Annotated in this window: 14 protein-coding genes; 9 read left to right on the forward strand and 5 right to left on the reverse strand. The window is 60.3% G+C overall.

What is annotated here, in order from left to right; all coding sequences use genetic code 11:
• Position 1 precedes the first annotated feature (1 nt).
• Entirely contained in the window at positions 2 to 211 is a 210-nt protein-coding gene (locus GPM19_RS06975; protein ID WP_160418282.1) for a hypothetical protein, read from the reverse strand.
• On the reverse strand, positions 211 to 1,896 hold the full coding sequence (locus GPM19_RS06980; RefSeq protein WP_160418284.1) for an FAD-dependent monooxygenase: 1,686 nt from the start codon (positions 1,894 to 1,896) through the stop codon (positions 211 to 213). The genes GPM19_RS06975 and GPM19_RS06980 overlap by 1 nt, the downstream gene beginning before the upstream one ends.
• 148 nt (positions 1,897 to 2,044) lie before the next feature.
• Between GPM19_RS06980 and GPM19_RS06985 the strand changes: the two genes are divergently transcribed.
• Positions 2,045 to 2,830, forward strand: coding sequence for a LuxR C-terminal-related transcriptional regulator (locus GPM19_RS06985; RefSeq protein ID WP_160418286.1), 786 nt, complete (start codon positions 2,045 to 2,047; stop codon positions 2,828 to 2,830).
• A gap of 73 nt (positions 2,831 to 2,903) precedes the next feature.
• Here GPM19_RS06985 and GPM19_RS06990 read toward each other — a convergent pair whose 3' ends face one another.
• Positions 2,904 to 3,347 (reverse strand): hypothetical protein, encoded by a 444-nt coding sequence (locus GPM19_RS06990; RefSeq protein WP_160418288.1) that lies wholly within the window; start codon positions 3,345 to 3,347, stop codon positions 2,904 to 2,906.
• Positions 3,348 to 3,488: 141 nt separating this feature from the next.
• Here GPM19_RS06990 and GPM19_RS06995 point away from each other — a divergent pair, with 141 nt between their 5' ends.
• The gene (locus GPM19_RS06995) at positions 3,489 to 3,965 is read left to right on the forward strand and encodes a MarR family winged helix-turn-helix transcriptional regulator (RefSeq protein WP_202114734.1); all 477 of its coding nucleotides are present in this window, start codon (positions 3,489 to 3,491) and stop codon (positions 3,963 to 3,965) included.
• Here the strand turns inward: GPM19_RS06995 and GPM19_RS07000 are convergent.
• Positions 3,955 to 4,494: a VOC family protein gene (locus tag GPM19_RS07000; RefSeq protein WP_160418290.1), complete on the reverse strand. Its 540-nt coding sequence runs from the start codon at positions 4,492 to 4,494 to the stop codon at positions 3,955 to 3,957. The genes GPM19_RS06995 and GPM19_RS07000 overlap by 11 nt on opposite strands.
• 251 nt (positions 4,495 to 4,745) lie before the next feature.
• Between GPM19_RS07000 and GPM19_RS07005 the strand changes: the two genes are divergently transcribed.
• From GPM19_RS07005 to GPM19_RS07015, 3 genes are read left to right on the forward strand one after another with little or no spacing between them, the layout of a single operon-like run.
• The gene (locus GPM19_RS07005; protein WP_160418293.1) at positions 4,746 to 6,104 is read left to right on the forward strand and encodes a Na+/H+ antiporter family protein; all 1,359 of its coding nucleotides are present in this window, start codon (positions 4,746 to 4,748) and stop codon (positions 6,102 to 6,104) included.
• A 59-nt stretch (positions 6,105 to 6,163) separates the two neighbouring features.
• Entirely contained in the window at positions 6,164 to 6,538 is a 375-nt protein-coding gene (locus GPM19_RS07010) for a thiol-disulfide oxidoreductase DCC family protein (protein WP_160418295.1), read from the forward strand.
• A gap of 54 nt (positions 6,539 to 6,592) precedes the next feature.
• Positions 6,593 to 6,973 carry a Rieske (2Fe-2S) protein gene (locus tag GPM19_RS07015; protein ID WP_160418297.1) on the forward strand — a complete coding sequence of 127 codons (381 nt, stop codon included), beginning with the start codon at positions 6,593 to 6,595 and terminating at the stop codon, positions 6,971 to 6,973.
• Between the two features lie 7 nt (positions 6,974 to 6,980).
• On the opposite strand, the gene GPM19_RS07020 is transcribed toward GPM19_RS07015, so the two are convergent.
• A complete protein-coding gene (locus GPM19_RS07020; RefSeq protein ID WP_160418299.1) occupies positions 6,981 to 7,952 on the reverse strand; it encodes a LysR family transcriptional regulator in 972 nt (323 codons plus the stop codon).
• Positions 7,953 to 8,066: 114 nt separating this feature from the next.
• Between GPM19_RS07020 and GPM19_RS07025 the strand changes: the two genes are divergently transcribed.
• From GPM19_RS07025 to GPM19_RS07040, 4 genes are all read left to right on the forward strand, one after another.
• A complete protein-coding gene (locus tag GPM19_RS07025) occupies positions 8,067 to 9,008 on the forward strand; it encodes a sodium-dependent bicarbonate transport family permease (protein ID WP_160418301.1) in 942 nt (313 codons plus the stop codon).
• 207 nt (positions 9,009 to 9,215) lie between these two features.
• The gene (locus GPM19_RS07030; RefSeq protein WP_160418303.1) at positions 9,216 to 9,980 is read left to right on the forward strand and encodes an SDR family oxidoreductase; all 765 of its coding nucleotides are present in this window, start codon (positions 9,216 to 9,218) and stop codon (positions 9,978 to 9,980) included.
• A gap of 157 nt (positions 9,981 to 10,137) precedes the next feature.
• The gene (locus GPM19_RS07035) at positions 10,138 to 10,998 is read left to right on the forward strand and encodes a PRC-barrel domain-containing protein (RefSeq protein WP_160418305.1); all 861 of its coding nucleotides are present in this window, start codon (positions 10,138 to 10,140) and stop codon (positions 10,996 to 10,998) included.
• Positions 10,999 to 11,512: 514 nt separating this feature from the next.
• Complete coding sequence (locus GPM19_RS07040) at positions 11,513 to 15,367, forward strand: AsmA family protein (RefSeq protein WP_160418307.1); 3,855 nt, start codon at positions 11,513 to 11,515, stop codon at positions 15,365 to 15,367.
• Positions 15,368 to 15,451 lie beyond the last annotated feature (84 nt).

Consider the following 15,451-nt stretch of genomic DNA (forward strand, 5'->3'; position numbering starts at 1 on the left):
ACTAAGTTTCCAGGCCGTCGCGGGCTTCCTGTATCGCCGCCATCACCTGCGCCACGTCGGGCACACGATGGGCCAGCGCCAGCGCCAGTTGGGCGAGGAACAACGTTTCCTGCGTCTCGGGCACGGCATCCAGCGTCACGGCCAGCTGCTCATAGACCTGTTCGAGATCGGAAAACGGCAAGGTTGTCTGTGTCGAGGTCGGCGTGGTCATCAGTGTTCTCCCAGAGCGGTCTTGAAGGCAGTGTTCAGGGTGGAAGCGTCGAGTGTCTTCCAGCGGGCCGTGACATGGCGATCCGGGCGCACCAGATAGGCACTGCCGGGCTCGGCGTCATAGCCATCGAAGCAAGCCCCCTGCCGATCGACCAGAGTGGTGCCCAAGGGTGCCGTTCCGAAATGGCGCGCGATCACCAGCACATCCAGACCGGTATTGCGTGCCTGAAGATCAGTCAATGCTGTCTGCAGTTCAGGCGTCACGCTACCATCCTCGCTAAACACCAGCAGGTTGAACCCCGCGCCCAGGTGGTCGAGCAGAAAATCGTCTTCGCCCAAGCGGCGGTTGATCAAGGGCGCGCCGGGCATCGGGCCAGCGGTGAAACCGGCATCACCGCTGGCAGTTACCGGGCTGTCGGCATAGGTGTAGGGGGTCACCTGGCGCGGGTCGGCGAAGCTGCTGGCGTAATCGTTACGCAGCGCCAGCGATAAAGCGGCATCGCGCATCAGCCGATAGCCACGGCTGGGCGGGGTCATGAAGCGGGTACTCTTGCCTGCATTGGCGAAGACTTCCAGCGTGGCGCCGCGCCGTTCCGGGCTGTAGCTATCCAGCAGTTTCTCGGATGCCTCGCCCTTGAGCACCCAGGCCAGTTTCCAGGCGGCGTTGACTGCATCTGCCAGGCCGTTATTGAGCCCACGCACTCCGAAGATGGGCACTAGATGGGCGCTGTCGCCAATGAACAGCACGCGACCATGGCGATAATCCTCCAGCGCCAGGGTGTAAGCCTTGTAAAGGCTCCACCACTCAAGCTCCCATTCGCTGTCTTCGCCAAGCATCTCGATGATCATGCCCACGCGTTCGCGGATGGCCGCCTCGGTCACCGCCTGGTCGGGGTCTTCATCGGCCAACAGTTGATAGTCGATACGCCAGATATCGTCGGGCTGCTTGTGCACCAGAAGCGTGGATTCGGGCATCACCGAGGGGCTGAAAAAGGCACGGCGTTCGGTGGGAAAGTCGGATTTCATGCGCACATCGGCAATCACGTAGCGGCCTTCGTAGGCCTCCCCGTGCAAGGACAGATCAAACGCCTTGCGTACCACGCTGCGCGCCCCATCAGCAGCCAGCAGATAATCGGCCTCAAGCCGATAGTCGCCTTCGGGGGTGGTGACGCTCAAGGTCACGCCGTCGTCGTTCTGTGTTGCGTCGCTGACCGCTTGCTGCCAGCGCATCTCGATCAAGGGGCTCTGCATGGCCGCGTCGACCAGAAACTGTTCGATGTACTGCTGCTGCAGGTTGTACATCGGCAGAAAACGTTCCTGATCGGAATGCGGCATCTCGAAGCGATAGACTTCATGGTCGTGAAAATAGGTACGCCCCCTCGTCCAGCCCAGCGCCTTGTCGATAAAAGGCTTTTCCACGCCCAGCTGCTGCAGGATTTCCAGGCTGTGACGCGAAAGACAGATCGCCCTGGAGCCGTCATTGAGCGTGGCCTTATCATCGAGCACCACCGATTCGATACCCTGGCGGGCAAACTCCAGTGCGGCCGCCACGCCGACCGGCCCTGCCCCGACGATAGCCACCCGATGGCGGGGTTGATCACCATTCAATTCAGCAGGACGCACGAAGGGAAAATGCGGATAATCGAAATACAGCGAGTCGAGCTCGCCTTTACCGGCGGGTCGCATGGCGTTCTCCTGTTACTGTTGTTTTCAAGCATTCAGCTCAGGGATAGCCTATACCCAAGTCGCCTGGGGGGTTGTCCCGCAAAAGCCTGGACACCGCCATTGTTTAAACCGCATCAGCCTCAGTTCAAGCCACCCTGAAGGATTTCCCATGAGCGACTTTCTCGACACCGAGCTGACCGACTGGCCGAGTCTGTTTCCCGGCGTGGCCGCTTGCATCGAGGCGATGGGAAGCGACAGCTTCGAAACCCAATTGCTCGCCTTGCTGCAACAGGCCGTGGGCATCGAGCAATGCATGATATTTGCCTACGCCGATAATGACGAAGTCGACTGCCTGTTGGCCGCCAATCAGAATAAGCCTCGGGTTGCCGGGCGCCTGGCTCGTCTTTATGCCGGTGGATTGTTTCGCCAGGACCCCAATTACCTGCACCTGCGTCGGTTGGTCGACAACCGGGAAAATCTTTCCACCGAAGAGTTGACCACCATGCAGGGCGAGGCCATGTCACCTTCGTATCGTAGTCATCTGTTCGCTTTTCCCGATCTTATCGACAAGGTCTCGCTCAACGTAGCAGCCAGTGACGGTGCCTATTATCTCAATCTCTATCGAGACACTCAGCGAGGCCCTTTCACCTCGACCGACCTGGCTTGCCTGAATGGCCTGGCGCCGCTGCTGGCCAGTTTGATTCGCCGCCATTACAGCAGCACCCGCGCCGGACCCGAGCAACCTAGCGCTCATGAAGCCGCAGTATTGGCGCCTCTCTCCGAGCGTGAACGCCAGCTGTGCCTGTATCTGTTACGTGGCCACACGCTCAAGACCGCTGCCGCCGAGCTCGATATCGCGCTTTCCACCACCGAGACTTACCGCAAGCGGGCCTACGCCAAGCTCGGCGTCCCTTCCAAGGCACGCCTGGTGGCGCTCTGTCGGCAAGAATCCTGAATGACAAGAACCCTGAACGATTAAACCCCGACAGAGCCGGGGTTTACGCGTGAAACGAAAGAGCCTCGAAAGGTTACTCTTCGACGTGGGCACCCATCCGATCAAACGAGTCGGCGTTGGGGCAGAAGTCACGGAAGGTCTCGACATCGGTGGTGTGGCGCAGCGACTTCCAGCAATGGCCCACCACAGGGCATGCATTGCAGGTGGTTTCGAGAGATGCTTGCTTCTCGCCGAGGTTTTCGAGCACCAGACCGAAGCGCTGCACCATCACCGGCATCAATGATTGGGCGGGGCGAAACCCGACATAGGTACCCTGTGCCAGCTGTTTGGCGACTTCCTGTTCAAAGGTGGCATCCAGCGGCAGGGTGATATCGTTGACCACCTCATGAAAGGCGCCCGGCGACTCGTTCTGCATACCTCGCGCCAACGCAGGGGTGGAAGCCCGGTAGCAACGCTCACTGACACGCTCCCACCAGGATGGACGCTTTGCAGGGGTTTGAGATTGGGGATGAGTCATGATCGTTCTCCCTTCTAGTGAATAACTGCAGTATCGTTGCGATATTCAGCGCCTACCTTGACCAGGATCAAATTTGTTTCACTTGAAACTATAAGCCTGCGGCTTGAACCTTTTTGCCCACTTGCCACCGGACGCCAGATCGTGACTCATTCGGATACTCCCCAACTGACATTGAAGCGTTTCTTCCCCTACCGCCTCGCCAATCTGCAGGCAGCCGTGAGTGGCGCTGTGGGGCGGTTGTATACCGGGCGTTTCAATCTGACGCATCAGGAATGGCGGGTGCTGGCGACTCTCAGCGAATATCCCGAGCTTTCCGCCAAGGACATCGCGACCCATACCAATCTGGAAAAAATGCAAGTGAGCCGGGCGATTGCCCGCATGACGGAACGTGGGCTTCTGCTCCAGCACCCGGCAGCGCACGACCGACGCTATCTACGCCTGCAACTGACGGAAAAAGGCCTGCAAACCTACCGGGACATCGTACCGTTGGTACTGGAAAGAGAGGCGTACTTGCTGGACGCGCTGAGCGCTGAAGAACAACAACTGCTCGATGGATTGCTCGACAAGCTGCTGGAACGCACCCACCAGCTTGCCGAGCAGGATAAACTCAAGGAGTGAATTCTTCCTCGTGCAGCCAGGCGGCATGCTTGGGCGCTTTCTTGGTGACCGCCCATTCTTCGATCATCGCAGGGGCGACTTCCTTGAGCTGCTTCATCTGCTCCGCCGTGCCTTTTACGTAAGTCAGCTCCAGCCGGTGGCCATTGGGGTCAAAGAAGTAGATCGAGCCGATAATGCCGTGCTCGGTCGGGCCAATCACGTCCACACCCTTGGCTTGTAGTTCGGCCTTGGCTTCCAGCATCGCTTTTTCATCCGCTACCTGAAAGGCAATGTGCTGCACCCATTCCGGGGTGTTGGGGTCCCGGCCCATGGGAGGCGAGTTGGGGATTTCGAAAAACGCCAGAATATTGCCTTGGCCCGCATCCAGAAACAGATGCATGTAGGGATCCGGTTCCTTGGTGGAAGGCACCTGGTCTTCGGCAATGGCGACCAGAAAATCCATATTGAGCTTGTCCTGATACCACTCGACGGTTTCCTTGGCGTCGTTACAGCGATAGGCCACATGGTGAATCTGCTGGATATTGATCATGAGCTGCTCCGATTTGCTTGTTGTTGGTTACCTGACGTGTTCTGGTGACCCCAAGAATATAGTAACAAACGTTACTATCTGCAAATACTTTCTTGGCCACTCACGTTATCAAGGAGCAGAAAACTCAAAATTGGTGATAAGGAAGGCTGGTTTCTGGCGCCCTATCGTAGATAACAGGTAAACTGCGCAGCCTCTTTTCCCCTCCAAGAAAGTGGGGGAGTTACCCACCCCTTCGAGTTATAAGAGTTTTTATGAATGCCATTGTTCTTGCCATCCTGGTCATGGTTGGCCTGAGTCTTGCCCGGGTTTCCGTGGTGTTTGCCCTGATTATCGCAGCCCTGGTAGGCGGCCTGTATGCCGGCATGCCTTTGGGCGAGATTCTCGATGCCTTCAATGACGGCCTGGGTAACGGCGCGACTATTGCGCTGTCTTATGCGGTGCTGGGTGCTTTCGCCGTGGCGCTATCGCGTTCGGGCGTCACCGAGCTACTCGCCAGCCGCGCCATCAACGGCCTTAACCTCAACGATTCCAAAAGCGCTACCGGCGATAACCACCGTTTGATCATTTACACCCTGCTGGCGGCACTATTGGCGGCATCGATCAGCTCGCAGAACTTGATCCCGGTGCACATCGCCTTCATTCCAGTGCTGGTGCCGCCCCTGCTCAAGCTCATGAATCATCTCAGGCTCGACCGGCGGGTGGTTGCCTGTGTGATCACCTTCGGTATCACCGCGCCTTACATGTTACTGCCGGTAGGTTTCGGCTCGATCTTTCTGAATGACATCCTGCTGGCCAATCTCAACGAAAGCGGTGCTGAGCTGGGTTTGGAGGTCACCCGCCAGATGGTACCCATGGCCATGGTGATTCCCATCGGCGGCATGGCATTGGGGCTGGCTGTGGCGGTGTTGTTCAGTTATCGCAAGAAGCGCGATTATGAAGACCGCGACCTGGCTCACGGCGATGAGACACCCGCCGAGGCGGCACGCCATCTCGCTACCTGGCAAAAGGCAGTACTGTTGGCGGCCCTGGTCGGGACCGTCACCGTTCAGCTACTTAGCGGTTCCATGGTGCTCGGCGGCATCTTCGGCTTCGCACTGCTCTCTGTAAGCGGTGTGTTCCGCTGGCATGAGCAGGACGGCATTTTCACCGAAGGCATGCGCATGATGGCCCTGGTCGGCTTCATCATGATTTCAGCAGCGGGCTTTGCCAGCGTGATGCAGGCCAGCGGCGAAGTGGAAGGCCTGGTCGCAAGCTCCGCCGACTTGATCGGAGACAACAAGGGGCTTGCCGCCTTGGTGATGCTGCTCGTGGGCCTGTTCATCACCATGGGCATCGGTTCCTCGTTCTCGACGATTCCGATCATCGCTTCCCTCTATGTGCCGCTGGCACTGAGTTTCGGCTTTTCACCGATGGCCACCATTGCGCTGGTGGGTACCGCTGCGGCCTTGGGGGATGCAGGCTCCCCGGCATCGGACTCAACGCTCGGCCCCACTGCCGGCCTGAATGCCGATGGTCAGCATGACCATATCTGGGACAGCGTGGTGCCCACCTTTCTGCACTACAATATCCCGCTGCTCGCCTTCGGCTGGGTGGCCGCGATGATTCTGTAACACGCCGCCTTGCACTTGGCACAATGAGCTAGCCTTAAATGCTACATCCAGGAGAAACCATGACCCAGCCGACGACACTTTACGTTTATTACGACGCCAAATGCCCCGGTTGCCGCCGGGACAGGCAGCGCTATGAACGGCTTGCCGGCAGCAAGGCGAAGGGTATTGAATGGGTGGATGTAACTGATAATGCAACACTGCTGCGTGAGCGAGGAGTGGACCCGCAAGAGGCTCTTTTATCGCTGCACGTGGAAGATGAACAGGGGCGGATCTACAACGGTCTCGATACGTATATCCTGTTGATGAACCGCGCCCCCAGGCTCAAGCCATTGGCCTGGCTGATTGGGCTTCCCGGCATCAAGCCAATGTTGAGCTGGCTCTATCAGCGCTGGGTAAAACGTCGCCTGGCCCGCCAGGGGCGCCTGCCCGAATGAGTGAACTTATTTTCCTGGATACATCGATAACCAACCAAGCATCGAGAGCACCGTATGTCCCAATCATGGCAGAGTTACCGTAGTGCCCCTTCCCCAGGCACGCGCCTCGTAAAGGAAGAGGAACTGCTTCCCAATAGTACGCGCAGTCTCACGCTGGAAAATGAAAAGGGACGTTTTCCACTTCTACTCATCAAGCTTGAGTCCACACTTGTCGCCTATGTCAACGCCTGCCCACACCAGTACTTACCTTTGGACCAGCGTGGCAAACGTATTTTAAGTCAAGACGGCGAGCTTCTGCGCTGCACTAACCATGAAGCGAGTTTTTTAACCCGTACCGGCGAAGGTGTCGGGGGCCATGGGCTGGGATGTGCGCTGGATGCAGTTCCGGTAAGCGTCGAAAGCGACGGCTGGGTAGTGATCGGCAATCCTGAGTAAGCCAGGGCTAACCCTTTTCCAACTTGAAGGGTAGCGCCTCGAACAACGCTGCCAGTTCGTTGCACACAAAGCGAGGCTCGATCCACTCTTCCAGATGATCTCGCGTGTACTGCAAGAAACGCTGGGCCGGCTGCGGTAGGCGGCGATCATTACGGATTATCAGCTGCCAATGGCTTTCGATCGGCAGGCCCTGTACTGGCAGTACTACAAGCTCGGGATGCTCTTTGGGCAGCACATGCTCAGAGAGCACCGCCACGCCCATCTGGGCTCCCACCGACACCCGTATTGCCTCGTTACTGGCCATTTGCAGGGTCGAGCGCATCGCCAAGCCGTGTTCCTGCAGCCAGCTTTCCAGCAGCATCCGAGTAGCGGAACCCGGCTCGCGCAGCAACAAGCGTTCGTTGAGCAGCTGTTCCATCGAGAGCACCCCTGGCGCTTGAGCCAACGGATGTGCGGTAGAGGCAATCGCCACCAGCGGATTACGCATAAAGCGGGCGGCCACCGCATGGTCCAGTGAAGGCGGGTGGCTGAACACATAGATATCGTCTTCCTGGCGCTCAAAGCGTGTCAGCATCTGGCGACGGTTGCCGATATGCACCGTCACATCGACGTCTGGAAAGGCGCGACTAAAAGGCCCCAGCAGGCGGGGAAGCACGTACTGGGCGGTGTTCACCAGCGCAATACTGAAGCGCCCCTTGCTGCCTTGCTGCAACGCACCTAGCTGATCGGCGAAGTCCTCAAAGCGGCCGAGTACGTCGCGGCTTGCCTGGTAAAGCGCCTGGCCGGTGTCGGTCATCCTGAGTTCCTGGGCATGATGCTCCAGCAAGGGGCCACCCACCGCTTCGCTCAACCGCTTGAGCTGTTGAGAGACGGTCGGTTGAGTGAGATGGAGTTGCCGCGCCGCTTCGCTGATCGAGCCGCAGCGCACCACGCTGACATAGACCTGCAACAGCCGAAAGGTGAGATGGCGAACATTCATCGAAATAAACTCATATAGAACATCATCTATGCTAAAAACCCGATTTATTATTAGTCGACTAAGCCCACCATGGGCAAACTCCTGCACCAAATCAACTCGCGGAGCGATGTATCCATGCCTGATATCGTGGTGATGTTTTTCCTGCTGGGCTTGGTGGCCGGCGCGGTGAAGTCCGACCTGCAAGTCCCCAAAGCCACCTACGACACCCTCAGCCTGTTGCTGATGCTGACCATCGGCCTGAAAGGCGGCATGGCGCTGCATGGTAACCTGCACTGGGGGTTGGTGCCGGAACTTGCCGGCGTTGCGCTCCTTTCGGCGCTGATTCCGCTGATGTTGATGCCGGTGCTGCGGCGACTGGTGCGTCTCTCGGCGGCAGACAGCGCCAGTATCGGGGCGCACTACGGTTCGGTGAGCGCGGGTACCTTTGCCGTTGCACTGGCTTATGTCGAAGCGCGCAACCTACTGGTAGGCAGCGAGGTCACCCTGTATCTGGTGGCGATGGAGCTGCCCGCGATCATGATCGCCATTGCACTGTTCCGCCGTCACCAAGGGGCCGAAGTCAACGAGAGCGTCAGCAAGCTGTGGCACGAGACCTTGACCAACCGCGGCGTGATACTGCTAGGCGGCGGCGTGCTGATCGGTGCGCTTTACGGGCCTATCCAAGGAGGAGAAGTCACCGCGCTGTTTACCAGTGCCTTCAAGGGTGTGCTGGCCCTGTTCTTGCTGGAAATGGGGCTGACGGCCGCCCAGACGTTGCGCCCACTGCCTTGGCACCACTGGCGCTTACTGACGTTTGCCATCGTCACACCGCCACTATTGGCGATGCTGGGTATCGCCATGGGCATGGCACTGGACCTGCCGACTGGCTCCGTGGTGATTCTCGCGGCCCTGACCGCCAGCGCCTCTTATATTGCCGCACCAGCGGCGATGCGCGCGAGCGTTCCCCAAGCCAATATCGGCCTTGCGATGCTGGCGTCGCTGGGCGTGACTTTTCCACTTAACGTGATGATAGGCATTCCCTTCTATCACGTCTTGATCGAGAAAATAGCGGGTTAATGACGCTTGGCATCCGCAAGAAGAACGAGGACGCCGACGCCTTCATGGTCTCCAACCACCGTGTGGGCTTCGGCATGGGTGTACCGTATGCATGAAATGGCCAGCGGCATGGAGCCCAACGTTTGTGATAAAGCGGTATCTAACGTCTGCTGCCTTGGAGCGCCTTCCATGCGCTCCGACAGAAAGAACCTGAAAGCGAGGAAAAAAATGAGCAATAGTCGCGTGATTTATTTGACAGGCGGTGCTCAGGGCATCGGACTGGGCATTGCCGAGCATTTACTCCACCAAGGTGACTGTGTTGCCTTGACGGATATCGATGCCGAAGCGATTGAATCCTGTCGGGAGCGGCTTGGCCACCCGCAGCAACTGCTTGCCATGCACTCGGACGTACGCGATGAAGCACAGATTGCCGATAGCCTGGCTCAAACGCTGACGCGCTTTGGCCGGCTGGACGGCGTGATTCATAATGCCGGGATTGCCGATCCGTTTTGTGGCCCCGTCGAGACCCTTGAACTAGCCACTTGGCAGAATTATCTGGATACCAACCTCACCCCGGGCTTTCTGTGTGCCAAGCATGCAGCACCTCATTTGCGTGCCACCTGCGGCAGTCTGATCTTGATAGGATCGACTCGCGCCCTGCAATCGGAGCCCGACAGCATTGCCTATGCGGCAAGCAAAGGCGGCATCCAGGCGCTTACTCATGCCTTGGCGGTAAGCCTGGGACCGGATATCCGCGTCAACGCCATCAGTCCCGGATGGATTGACGTGAGCGACTGGCAGAAAACGTCACAACGCCAGCCAGCTGAACTCGACGAACAGGATCATGCCCAGCATCCCGCCGGTCGGGTGGGAAGGCCCCAGGACATCGCCGCCATGGTCGCCTATTTGCTTTCCGATCAAGCCGGCTTTATCACTGGACAGAATTTCGTGGTAGATGGTGGCATGACGCGCAAGATGATTTACGCCGATTAAGTTGTGTGGAAAAGGGCGTAAATCAGTCCTATCTTCTTCAAGAGGTCTGATGACTTGCAGGACATTTGGCCATAAGGCCCGACCAGTCTGTTGCAGGGCTCATAAGACCAACGATGGCATTCATTCCTGAGTGACTGAACAAGATTTGGAGGCACTGATGCTACGCATTCTTTTCGCAACCAGCACCATCGCCCTTATGAGCACTTCTGCGGCATTGGCCCAACAAGAGGAAATGACACTGGCATTCGACGAGGCCGAGATCGCCGAAGAATGTCTCAACGACCTGATGGTCTTCTCCCAGCAAGTAGCCGAGGAGGGTTATTGGTTTAGCGGTTTTCGCGCAGGCTGGGGCTGGCGTGGTTATGGTACGACGCCCGGCGTTGCATCGGAACCTGTCCCAGCACCCGATAGCGTTCCGCCCGTTCCCGATCCGGAAGCGACGGTGCCTTGGGCTGCCATCGGCTGGCAGGCTGCCCCGGGGCACGAACTCCGATCTCTGCAGAATGCCGCCGTCACGTTGGCGCGGCGCGGCGACGCGGAAGGCTGTGAGTTAGTCAGCCAACGTCTGCAGATGATTTATAACGGCTATGTTGAGGAGCTTCAGGAGGCAGGAGTCCAGCCAGGCGATGTGGTCGCGTGGCGCGAGCAGCAAATCGTGTCGGCAATCCCAGTGGATGAGTTAGGGCAGATGCTCTCGATCGATTGGGTTACCGGCACTGACTTGCGCAATCTCGAGGATGAGCAGCTGGGCAGTATCGAAGATGGAGTAATGGGGCCGGAGGGTGATGAACTTGCCTACGCGATCGTCGGCCAGGGCGGCTTTTTGGGCTTCCAACAGGATCATGTTGCCGTGCCGTGGGACATGTTGCTGGTGACGCCCGGGGTAGAAACTTTCATCCTCGATGTACCCGAGGATGCGATCGAGAATGCGCCGCGCCTGGACCCAGAGCGCCGGGAAGTTACCGCCGAGATGGCCGATGAGATCGAAGGCTACTGGCAGCAGTACCGGGAAGACTGACCGTTCCTGGATAACCCCCACACCCAGCCGTGAAGGAAACCTCCTCACGAACCTGGGTTTGGATATCCCACCCAGCCTGCTCCAGAACGGGAGTGATGAACTTGGTGCAAATATCGCGCTCGTTGAGGGCCTTCTTATCCATGGCAGAGCCTGCTCGTCTGGCGGCTTGGGCGTTGAACGCCAAGCTTAAGATACGCAGTCGACTTAAGCAGATTGTGCTAGGCCGATCACGGTGATTTGGCTGTGCAAAGCATGCAGTAAAGTAATGTTGAGGGAGTAGCTGCGCGAGGCATCAATATTAAGCTTGGAGCAGCTAACGACCCTTAGCGGCCTTTTAGGAGCTTTGCATATATGCTCAAAGCGTCGCTTTGTGCTTCGAACGAGAATGCTTTTCGGCGTTAGTCAAGTCATCACAATCAGCCGAATGTAGAGGCACGATAGGCTATACTTGAACAGTAATCCGGGAAGAGATTTAAGAAGGGGAGTTAGCATCCGACCACTTTAAGAGGAGCCGATGACACAGGGAGCCTCAAGGAAGCTGCGCTGGTGGTGGCTCGCCCCGCTGATACTGGTGGTACTCGTCATTGCCCTCGTGCAGCTGATGTCATGGAACGTCTTCAAACCGTTGATCGTCGAGCGTCTCGAGGCGGCGAGTGGACGCTCGGTAGCCATTGAGGGCGATATCACCGTCGATCTGCTCCCGCGCCCGAAGATCTCGCTGCACGCCGTCAGGATCGGCAACCCGGCGTGGGCCGCCTCGCCGCAGATGCTCAAGGCGCAGCGCGTCAGTGTCTCGCCATCGCTTGGCGACCTGCTCGATGGCGAGTTCGTGCTGGACGCGGTCGAGATGACCGGCCCCACCATCACCCTCGAACAGCGCCATGACGCTCCCGGCAACTGGGTGTTTCGGAATGCGCAGGGCACGACAGCCGAGTCGTCGGCTGCCGGCGATGATCCGACGGCGCCGCCGGTGACCATCCGCAAGCTCTCCGTGACCGATGCCCAAGTGCGCTACCGAGCCGCCGGCGCGGACACGCCGGTGGAGCTGACGATTCCCTCCCTGCAGATCGAGCGTGACAGCGACTCCATGAACACTGAGGCGACATTCGTCTTCAGGGAACGCCGCTTTACGCTGCAGGCGCAGACCGATCCCCTGGAGGCCCTGCTTGGGGATGCCGCGTCCTTCGGTGGCGAGATATCCCTGGGCGCCGACGATGACCGGCTGAATGGCACCTTCCGTCTCCCCGAGCTCCCCTCCCTGGCGGCCCTGCAGGCAGACGCCGAGCTCAGCGTGGCGTCAACCGCTGACTGGGCCCAGTGGCTGGGGCTGCCTGTCGTGGAGCTGGGCTCTCTGCAGGTGGCGACACGCCTGGTCCGCGAAGGCAGCGAGTGGCGACTCAGCGAGATCAACGCCTCCGCCCTCGATAGCCGCCTCACCGGTGATCTGGAGGTGAAGACCGCCGACGAGGCCCCGCGCCTGAACGGTCGCCTGGATGTCACCCAGATCGATCTCGCTGCCTGGCGAGAGGCCCTGCCGGAAGGAGAAGAGACGGCAGGCTTGGCCATACCGGTTCTGCCGGACCTGCGCGGCAAGATAGCGCTGTCGGTGGGTCGACTGGCGCTGGATCAACGGGTGTTGGAGGACCTGGACGCCGAGATGCACCTTGCCGAACACGCGCTGGCGTTGGAGCCGATCACCTTCGGCATCGCAGGCGGCGAGGTCGAGGCCAGCGCCGACCTGACCAGCACCCCCGATAGGCTCTCGGCAGAGGCGCGGATCTCGCTGCAGAGACTGAACATGGAGACCCTCGGCATCGCCCTCGAACCCGGTGATGCGGCATCGGGCGACACCCTGGCGGGCGACGTCGCGTTGCGCCTTTCGCCGCTGGAGCAGCGCGGGGCGTTCGCGCGTGAGACCCTGCTTGCCAACCTGCAGATCGACAACGGCCGTTTTTCCTACCGCAACCCACAGGTGGGAAGCGACCTCGATCTTACCCTCGCCACCGGCAAGGCACCGCCGCTGCTTCTCAGCATGAATGGCACCTTCCGCAACAAGCCACTGACCATGGAGGTCCAGGGCGACCCTCTGCCCGGGCTGGTCGCGCTGGACGAGGACTATCGCCTCGCAGCGGAGGCCAGCTCCGGGAACCTCCAGGCTCGGGTCGACACCACCCTCGCCTCGCTGCTGGATCCGGCGACACTCTCCGCCGACGTGATGCTCCAGGCCCCGGGCGCTGACGATCTGGACGCCTGGACAGGGCCGGTGCTGCCTCCCCTGCCCGCGTTTCGCCTGGCAGGTCGCCTGGCGCGGGACAACGAACGCTGGTCCGCCACCGGGCTCGAGGGCGAGATAGGCGGGGCCCGTGTCGCCGGCAGCGTCGAGTTTCGCAATGCCGAGCGTCCGGTGGTGCAGGCCGACCTCGAGGCGGGACGCATCGTCCTTGCCCGGCTTCTCCCCGATGGCGCCGAAACGAACTGGGAGGCCGAGCCAGATTCACTGCTGGCGCCGCTGCGTGGCTTCGATGGGCAAGTGGCGCTGCGCGCGGACAGCCTGGTACTGCCTGTCGGCACCGTACTGCAGGGCCTCGACCTGGACGCCGGCCTCGATGCCGGAACGCTAAACGTCGATCCCCTCCGCTTCGGTCTTGCCGGCGGCACCATCACCAGTCGCCTGGTGATGGACGCCTCCGGCGCGGCGGCCTCGGGAAGCCTCGACACGGTAATCGACGACCTGTCGCTGGCCCGGCTGGTCGATACCTTCACGCCGATGGAAGACCGGCTGGGCAGGCTCTCCGGAGAATGGCACCTGGAGATGAGCGATACCTTGCCCGTCGGCAGGCGCCAGGACCTGCTCCTACCGTTTATCGGCCGAATGCGGGTCGAGCCCTCGACGCTGCGCTTCGAGGATCCCCAGTCCGACACGGATTTCACCCTAAGGCTCGAGAGTCGTGGCCTGGAGGAGGGGAATCGGCAGTTGCATGTGGCGGGGGAAGGCCGCTTTGACGGCGAACCGGCAACGCTCTCGCTGGTAGGCGATTCCCTGCTCGAGGCCCGTGACCCAGGCCGACCCTATGCACTGGACCTCGAGGCCGAGGTCGTCGGCAGCCGGATCGCGGTGCAGGGCTCCCTTCTGCGACCGCTCGCCCTGCAGGGCCAGAAGCTAACGTTTACCTTGGAGGGCCCCAACCCCCAGCGCCTCAGCCGCCTGCTGGGCGTGGCGCTGCCGAAGCTGCCGCCTTACTCGGTGTCGGGGAACCTGGAGCTGAACGACCAGCGCTGGAAGCTCGGCAACATGGAAGGGGAGATCGGCGGCAGTGACCTCGATGGCTGGCTTAGCCTCGATACCCGACCCCGCCCGCCGCACCTGACGGGCGAGCTGCAGTCCGACGCCCTCGATATCGCGGACCTGGGGGTCATCTTCGGGGCAACACAGGAAACACAGGAAGCACAGGAAAACGGTGACCGCTTCATCCTGCCCGACACGCCCTTCGTCGGCGAGGGCTGGCACACCCTGACGGCGGACGTAAGCTACCGGGGAACGTCCGTGCGGGCAGGTGATGTGCCGTTGAGCAAGGTGGATATCGACTTTCGCCTCGAGGACGGCCACGGCCGCTTCGAGCCGGTCAGTTTCGGCATCGGCGAGGGAAACATCGACCTGGAACTCGACCTGGATGCCGGCAGTTGGCCACCCGTCGGTACCCTGCAGGTGGAGATGCGACGCGTGGATCTGAACGATGTCCTGCGCCACTGGAACCTGACCAGAGAGAGCGCGGGCGTCGTGGGGGGACGGGGGAAGTTCTGGGTCGAGGGCCGATCGGTCGCCCAGCTCCTGGCGTCGGCCGATGGCGGCCTGCTCCTGCTGATGACCGGCGGCCGGCTCGATGCGGTGCTCGTGGAACTGGCCGGTCTCGATGCTCTCCAGGCGTTCTTCAGCTGGTTGCGCGGGCGCGAGCCGATCCCCATCGAGTGCGTCTACGCCGACCTGCAGGCGAGGAATGGCGTCGCCGAACTGGATACCCTCGTCATCGACACCCGGGATACCACCTTCACGGCGGGTGGCGAGGTCGACCTGAACACGGAGCGCCTGGATATCTCCGTCTTCGCCCACCCCAAGGATCCCAGCGTCTTTACCGGCAGCGCGCCCTTCCATCTGGGCGGGACCTTCGATGCCATCGAGCCAGGTGTCCATAATGGTGGCCTGGGGCTGGGAATGCGCGCCGGGGCCAGTGCCGTGCTCGGGGCCATCGCCGGTCCCATCGCCGCCCTGGTGCCCTTTTTGGGCACGGGGGACGACCCGGACATGGCGTATTGCGAGGGGCTGGTCAGTCGCGCTCAGGAAGCGATCCGAGACGAGGTGGGCGGACCATGAAGCGAGGCGACTCGACAAGAAGCGTGACCCCAAATATACACAACAACCTCCCGCTCCTAGGGAGACAGCTTGTTTGCCGGCTCC

Origin of the sequence: Vreelandella zhuhanensis (assembly GCF_009793355.1) — a bacterium.
Classification (GTDB): domain Bacteria; phylum Pseudomonadota; class Gammaproteobacteria; order Pseudomonadales; family Halomonadaceae; genus Vreelandella; species Vreelandella zhuhanensis.

Coding starts and splice junctions, on each gene's coding strand:
- GPM19_RS06975 (WP_160418282.1), bottom strand. CDS start 211: ATGACCACGCCGACCTCGACACAGACAACCTTGCCGTTTTCCGATCTC.
- GPM19_RS06980 (WP_160418284.1), bottom strand. CDS start 1,896: ATGCGACCCGCCGGTAAAGGCGAGCTCGACTCGCTGTATTTCGATTAT.
- GPM19_RS06985 (WP_160418286.1), top strand. CDS start 2,045: ATGAGCGACTTTCTCGACACCGAGCTGACCGACTGGCCGAGTCTGTTT.
- GPM19_RS06990 (WP_160418288.1), bottom strand. CDS start 3,347: ATGACTCATCCCCAATCTCAAACCCCTGCAAAGCGTCCATCCTGGTGG.
- GPM19_RS07000 (WP_160418290.1), bottom strand. CDS start 4,494: ATGATCAATATCCAGCAGATTCACCATGTGGCCTATCGCTGTAACGAC.
- GPM19_RS07005 (WP_160418293.1), top strand. CDS start 4,746: ATGAATGCCATTGTTCTTGCCATCCTGGTCATGGTTGGCCTGAGTCTT.
- GPM19_RS07010 (WP_160418295.1), top strand. CDS start 6,164: ATGACCCAGCCGACGACACTTTACGTTTATTACGACGCCAAATGCCCC.
- GPM19_RS07015 (WP_160418297.1), top strand. CDS start 6,593: ATGTCCCAATCATGGCAGAGTTACCGTAGTGCCCCTTCCCCAGGCACG.
- GPM19_RS07020 (WP_160418299.1), bottom strand. CDS start 7,952: ATGAATGTTCGCCATCTCACCTTTCGGCTGTTGCAGGTCTATGTCAGC.
- GPM19_RS07025 (WP_160418301.1), top strand. CDS start 8,067: ATGCCTGATATCGTGGTGATGTTTTTCCTGCTGGGCTTGGTGGCCGGC.
- GPM19_RS07030 (WP_160418303.1), top strand. CDS start 9,216: ATGAGCAATAGTCGCGTGATTTATTTGACAGGCGGTGCTCAGGGCATC.
- GPM19_RS07035 (WP_160418305.1), top strand. CDS start 10,138: ATGCTACGCATTCTTTTCGCAACCAGCACCATCGCCCTTATGAGCACT.
- GPM19_RS07040 (WP_160418307.1), top strand. CDS start 11,513: ATGACACAGGGAGCCTCAAGGAAGCTGCGCTGGTGGTGGCTCGCCCCG.